Source organism: Cellulomonas algicola (assembly GCF_003851725.1).
Classification (GTDB): Bacteria; Actinomycetota; Actinomycetes; order Actinomycetales; family Cellulomonadaceae; genus Cellulomonas; species Cellulomonas algicola.
Map to the genome: position 1 here is coordinate 1 of NZ_BHYL01000028.1, position 5360 is coordinate 5360.

General features: G+C 77.9%; 7 protein-coding genes. All 7 read left to right on the plus strand.

Annotation, left to right across the window (positions count from 1 at the left end; genetic code table 11):
- The first annotated feature begins 169 nt into the window (after nucleotides 1-169).
- Nucleotides 170-805: a nucleoside/nucleotide kinase family protein gene (locus tag CTKZ_RS01765; protein ID WP_124341327.1), complete on the plus strand. Its 636-nt coding sequence runs from the start codon at nucleotides 170-172 to the stop codon at nucleotides 803-805.
- 181 nt (nucleotides 806-986) lie between these two features.
- Nucleotides 987-2249, plus strand: a complete 1263-nt coding sequence (gene alr / locus CTKZ_RS01770; RefSeq protein WP_124341328.1) for an alanine racemase — start codon at nucleotides 987-989, stop codon at nucleotides 2247-2249.
- Nucleotides 2246-2827, plus strand: a complete 582-nt coding sequence (gene tsaE / locus CTKZ_RS01775) for a tRNA (adenosine(37)-N6)-threonylcarbamoyltransferase complex ATPase subunit type 1 TsaE (RefSeq protein WP_124341329.1) — start codon at nucleotides 2246-2248, stop codon at nucleotides 2825-2827. Before alr ends, tsaE begins: the two co-directional genes overlap by 4 nt.
- 4 nt (nucleotides 2828-2831) lie before the next feature.
- Nucleotides 2832-3521 carry a tRNA (adenosine(37)-N6)-threonylcarbamoyltransferase complex dimerization subunit type 1 TsaB gene (tsaB, locus tag CTKZ_RS01780; protein WP_124341330.1) on the plus strand — a complete coding sequence of 230 codons (690 nt, stop codon included), beginning with the start codon at nucleotides 2832-2834 and terminating at the stop codon, nucleotides 3519-3521.
- Complete coding sequence (gene rimI / locus CTKZ_RS01785) at nucleotides 3518-4003, plus strand: ribosomal protein S18-alanine N-acetyltransferase (RefSeq protein ID WP_124341331.1); 486 nt, start codon at nucleotides 3518-3520, stop codon at nucleotides 4001-4003. The genes tsaB and rimI overlap by 4 nt, the downstream gene beginning before the upstream one ends.
- On the plus strand, nucleotides 4000-4860 hold the full coding sequence (locus tag CTKZ_RS01790) for a sulfurtransferase (protein ID WP_124341332.1): 861 nt from the start codon (nucleotides 4000-4002) through the stop codon (nucleotides 4858-4860). Before rimI ends, CTKZ_RS01790 begins: the two co-directional genes overlap by 4 nt.
- Before the next feature lie 111 nt (nucleotides 4861-4971).
- A partial coding sequence (locus CTKZ_RS01795) for an SWIM zinc finger family protein (RefSeq protein ID WP_235843128.1) occupies nucleotides 4972-5360 on the plus strand: 389 nt, incomplete at its 3' end.

Consider the following 5360-nt stretch of genomic DNA (forward strand, 5'->3'; position numbering starts at 1 on the left):
CTCGTGCACGGGCGGGCCGCGGACCGGGCCAACCCCGGCGGGCCCGTCACCGCGCTCGCGGTCGCGCACGCGCTGCCCGCGACCGTCGCCGACCTGCTCGGGCGGGCCGCGTGACCGCCGTCCTCGCCGCGGTCGGGAGGGACGTCGTGGCGCGCTCGGGGGAGGCCGCATGACCGCCCCCGCGACGACGCTCGACCGCGACCTCGCGTCGCGGGTCGAACGGCTGCTCGCCACGGGCCGCCGCGCGGTGCTGGGGATCGCCGGGGCGCCCGGTGCGGGCAAGTCCACGCTCGCCGCGCAGGTCGCCGCCGCGTACCCCGACGCCGCCGTCGTCGTGCCGATGGACGGGTTCCACCTCGCGCAGACCGAGCTCGAGCGCCTCGGCCTCGCGGACCGCAAGGGCGCGCCCGACACGTTCGACGCCGCCGGGTTCGTCGCACTGCTGCGGCGGCTGCGCGACCCGCACCCCGACGAGGTCGTGTACGCGCCCGAGTACCGCCGCGACCTGCGCAACGGGGTCGCCGGGGCGATCCGGGTCGCGCCCGACGTCCCGCTCGTCGTCACCGAGGGGAACTACCTGCTGCTCGACACGCACGGCTTCGCGCCCGTGGCCGGGCTGCTCGACGAGGCGTGGTTCGTCGCACCCGACGACGACCTGCGGCTCGCCCGGCTGGTCGCGCGGCACGAGGCGTTCGGCAAGCCCGCCGACGCCGCGCACGCGTGGGCGCACGGTCCCGACGAGCGCAACGCGCGGCTGGTCGAGGCGACCGCGGGGCGCGCCGACGTCGTGGTCCGCCCGGCCTGAGCCGGTCGACGCGCCCGGCTGTCGACCTGACCGGCCTCCCGCCCTCGACCCGGGTCTGGTGACCGCCCGGGGGCGCGTCGCGGTACCGAGGCCCGGGTCGTCGGTGCCGGGTCTGCTGGAGAGGTCGCCCGCGTCGCCGGATCGACGGGCGCCGGTGGGTGCGGGTGCGACACTGGGCGCCGTGAGCCAGTTCCCCTCGCGTGCCGTCGTCGACCTCGCCGCGATCCGCGGCAACGTGCGCAGCCTCGCGGCGCACGCACCGACGGCGCAGGTCATGGCGGTCGTGAAGGCCGACGCGTACGGCCACGGGCTGGTCCCGAGCGCGCAGGCCGCGGTCGAGGGCGGCGCGACGTGGCTGGGTGCGGCGCAGGTGCCGGAGGCCGTCGCCCTGCGGCGGGCCGGGATCGTCGGCGCCCGCGTGCTCACGTGGCTGTACGCGCCCGGCGCACCGCTGCGCGAGGCCGTCGAGGCCGACGTGGACGTGTCCGTCGCCGCGGCGTGGGCGCTCGACGAGGTCGTCGCCGCGGCGCGCGCCGCCGGCAGGACCGCGCGGATCCACCTCAAGGTCGACACGGGGCTCGGGCGCAACGGCCTGACGCCCGCGGACCTCGACGCGCTGCTGCCGGACGCCCTGCGCGCGCAGGCGGAGGGCGCGGTCGAGGTCGTCGGGGTCTGGTCGCACCTCGCGTTCGCCGACGAGCCCGCGCACCCCACCGTCCGTGCGCAGGCCGTCGTGTTCGCCGACGCCGTGCGCGCCGTCGAGGACGCGGGTGCGCACGTCGAGGTGCGGCACCTGGCGAACTCAGCTGCGACGCTCACGGACCCCGCGGTCCACCACGACCTCGTGCGCCCCGGCATCGCGGTGTACGGGCTGTCGCCCGTGCCGCAGCTCGGCGGTCCCGAGGACTTCGGGCTCGTGCCGGCCATGACGTTCGAGGCCGAGCTCGCGACGGTCAAGGCCGTCCCCGCGGGTCACGGCATCTCGTACGCGCACCAGTACGTGACCCCGCACGACACGGTCGTCGGCGTCGTGCCCGTCGGGTACGCCGACGGCGTGCCGCGGCACGCGTCGGGCACGCAGGACCGGCCCGGCGGGCCGCTGCGGGTCGGCGGGCGCACGCTGGGTGTCGCCGGTCGCGTGTGCATGGACCAGGTCGTCGTCGACCTCGGGCCGGGTGCCCGCGAGGTCGCCGGTGACCGCGTCGAGCTGTTCGGCACCGGCCGCGACGGCGGCCCGACCGCCGAGGACTGGGCGCGCGCCGCCGGCACGATCTCCTACGAGATCGTCACGCGCGTCGGCGCCCGCGTCCCGCGCGTGCACGTCGACAGCGACGCCGACCGCAGCGCGCACGCCGCGACGTCCAGCAGCAGCACGTCCGACGCCGGGACGCCCGGCACGACCGCGGGCGCCGCGCCCGCCCTCACCACGGAGGTGGCCCGATGACCGACGCCGTGAGCACAGACGCCGTGACCACAGGCCCCGTGACCACCGGACCCACGGCCACGGTGCACCTGCCCGACAGCGACGCGACCCGCGCGTACGGCCGCGCGCTCGCGGAGGTGCTGCGCGCCGGGGACCTCGTCGTCCTCACGGGCGACCTCGGCGCGGGCAAGACGACGCTCACGCAGGGGATCGGCGCCGGGCTCGGCGTCCGCGGCCAGGTGGCGTCGCCGACGTTCATCATCGCGCGCGAGCACCCGCCCCTCCCGCGCGAGGACGGCACGCGCGGCCCGGGCCTCGTGCACGTCGACGCGTACCGGCTGTCGTCGCTCGACGAGGTCGACGCGCTCGACCTCGACTCGAGCCTCGACGAGGCCGTGACGGTCGTCGAGTGGGGCGAGGGCTGGGTCGAGGGCCTCGCGGCCGACCGGCTCGAGGTGACGGTGGTCCGCCCGCGCGGCGGCGTGGACCCCGCCGACGACGAGGACGCCGCCGCGGGCGAGCGGGTCGTCACGGTGCGGGCGGTCGGCGACCGCTGGGCGGGCGTCGCGCTCCCCGGCGCGGACGCGGTGGCAGGCTGACGCCGTGCCCGTCCTCGCGCTCGACACCTCGGCGGCCGTCGCGGTCGCCCTCCTCGACGACTCCGGCGTGGTCCTGGCCGCGCGCAGCGACGACCAGCCGCGCCACCACGCCGAGCTGCTCGCACCCATGGTCGCCGCCGTCCTGGCGGACGCGGGCGTCGACCGGGCGGCGCTGACGTCGGTCGTCGTCGGCACCGGTCCCGCACCCTTCACCGGCCTGCGGGTCGGGCTCGTGACCGCCCGGACGCTCGGTCTCGCGCTCGGCGTGCCGGTGCGCGGCGTGCCGAGCCTCGACGGCGTCGCCGTGGCCGCGTCGCGCGTCCTCGACGCCGGGTCGACGGTGCTCGTCGCGACCGACGCCCGCCGCCGCGAGGTCTACTGGTCGCTGTACCGCACGGACGGCGCCGGTGGCGTCGACGTGCTCGTCGCCCCCGAGGTCGGTGCGGCCGACGACGTCGCCGCGGACGAGCGGACGGCCGGTGCGGTCGTCGTCGGGCGTGGCGGTCTGCTGTACCCCGTGCTCGGGGCTGCCGACGACCTGGAGGACCGTGGCCTCGTCGACCCGGACCCCGCGGCCCTCGCGACGCTCGCCGCGCAGCGGTCCGCGCACGGCGAGGACCTCCCCACGACGCCGCTCTACCTGCGCCGCCCCGACGTGACCCCCGCCGCGAGCCGCAAGCGCGTGCTCGGATGACTGCGGGAGCGCCGGGCGTCGAGGTCCGTGCGCTGACGACGCAGGACGTGCCGGCGCTGGTCCGGATGGAGGACGAGCTGTTCGGCGCGGGCGCGTGGTCCGCGCAGTCGCTCCTCGAGGAGGTCGTCGGGCCCGGCCGGTGGTACGTCGGCGCGCAGGACTCCGCGGGCACGCTCGTCGGGTACGCGGGCCTGTGGTTCGACGGCGAGGACGTCCAGGTCATGACCGTCGGGACCGACCCCGCGCACCAGGGCCGCGGGGTCGGGCGGCTGCTGCTGACCGCGCTGCTCGACCACGGGCGCGCGCTGGGAGCCCGAGCCGCGCTGCTCGAGGTCCGCGTGGACAACGCCCCGGCGCTCCACCTGTACGAGAGCGCGGGGTTCGAGCGGCTCGGCCTGCGGCGCGGGTACTACCAGCCGGAGAATGCGGACGCATGGACCATGCGGCTCGACCTGCGCCGCGACGAGGGGGAGGCACCATGACGGAGCAGCGGACGGGACGAGCGACGACCCGCGAGGCGGTGCTCGTCGACCCGGTGGAGCTGGCGGCGCACCTCGCCGGCGACGAGCCGCCCGTGCTGCTGGACGTCCGCTGGGCGCTGGGCCGCGACGACGGTCACGAGCAGTACCTCGCCGGGCACCTGCCGGGCGCCGTGTACGTCGACCTCGACACCGAGCTCGCGTCGATGCCGAGCCCCGAGGAGGGGCGCCACCCGCTGCCGGCCGTCGCCGACCTCGAGGAGGCCGCGCGGCGCTGGGGCGTGCGCGAGGACCGTGCGGTGGTCGTGTACGACGACGCGGGCGGCACGTCGGCCGCGCGCGCGTGGTGGCTGCTGCGCTGGGCAGGGCTGGTCGACGTGCGGCTGCTCGACGGCGGCCTGGCCGGCTGGACCGCGGCGGGGCTCACGCTCGAGGCGGGGTCGGTCACGGCGGAGCCGGGCGACGTGGTGCTGTCCACCGGGGCGCTGCCGACGATCGACGCCGACGACGCGGCCGGCTGGGACGGCCCGCTGCTCGACGCGCGCGCACGTCCGCGGTTCCTGGGCGAGGTCGAGCCCGTCGACCCGCGGGCCGGGCACATCCCGGGTGCGGTGAGCGCCCCGACGGCCGACAACCTCACCGAGGACGGCGTGTTCCGCTCCGACGACGCGCTCCGGGAGCGGTTCCGCGCGCTCGGCGTCGAGGCCGGTGCGCCCGTCGCCGTCTACTGCGGGTCCGGTGTGACGGCCGCGCACGAGGTCGCGGCGCTCGCCGCGGTCGGCATCGACGCGGCCCTCTACCCGGGGTCCTGGTCGCAGTGGTCCAACGACCCGTCCCGACCGGTCGCGACGGGGGACTGAAGGGCGGCACCGGGGCGCCCGTCCGGCAACCGGGCGAACCTGGTGCGCTCGCCGCGGGCGACGGGCGCAGACGCGCCGGACGTGTCGGGGCCGACGGCTACGCTCGCGCGCGTGCCGACGTGGACCCAGGAGCAGGTGCTCGCGCTCGCGCCCGACGCCTCGTCCGTCGCGGCGGGCCGCAAGCTCGCGAGCCCGGCGCCCTGGAGCTCGATAGGTGTCACGGAGACGCCCGCCGCGGTGTGGGGCCTGTGCGCGGGCTCGGGCAAGAACCCGTACGCGACCGTCGTCGACCTGAGCGGGCCCGCGTACTCGTGCACGTGCCCCAGCCGGAAGTTCCCCTGCAAGCACGCCCTCGGCCTGCTGCTGCTCTGGGCGGCCGGGCAGGTCCCGCCGGCCGACGCCCCGGCCGACTTCGCGGCCACGTGGCTCGACGCACGGGCCGCGCGCGCGCAGAAGGCACCGGCGGCGGCGCCCGACCCCGAGGCGGCGACGCGCCGCGC